Source organism: Paracraurococcus ruber (assembly GCF_004353985.1).
GTDB lineage: Bacteria > Pseudomonadota > Alphaproteobacteria > Acetobacterales > Acetobacteraceae > Paracraurococcus > Paracraurococcus ruber.
The window spans coordinates 1-289 of the sequence record NZ_SMOA01000749.1 but is presented as its reverse complement, the minus strand read 5'-3'; the positions used below and the strand labels follow the sequence as shown (position 1 = coordinate 289).

1 protein-coding gene is annotated in these 289 nt (G+C 81.7%); it reads right to left on the bottom strand.

Going from position 1 to position 289, the window contains the following annotated elements; translation table 11 throughout:
• Positions 1-289: hypothetical protein (locus tag E2C05_RS33970; protein ID WP_158292520.1), on the bottom strand; the 289-nt coding region annotated here is incomplete at both ends.

Below are 289 nucleotides of genomic sequence, written 5' to 3'. Positions count from 1 at the left end.
CTGCGCCTGCAGCCGGGCGGCCGCGGCGGTCGGCTCCACCCGGTTGCGCTCCGGCGCCAGGGCGGTCAGCGGGCCGATGCCCACCGCCTGGACCGGGCTGGCGGCGGCGAGGCCGATGGCGGCCTCAGCGTCCCGCAGCACGGCATCGCGCACCGCCGGGCCGAGCAGCCGGCTTTCGCCGATCACCCGCAGCAGGGCGCGGAACTCGCCGCTGGCGGCGGCCGGGCCATCCAGCCCGGCGGCGGCATGCGGCGCGGCGGCCAGCGCGGCGGTCAGCGCCTCGGTCGCC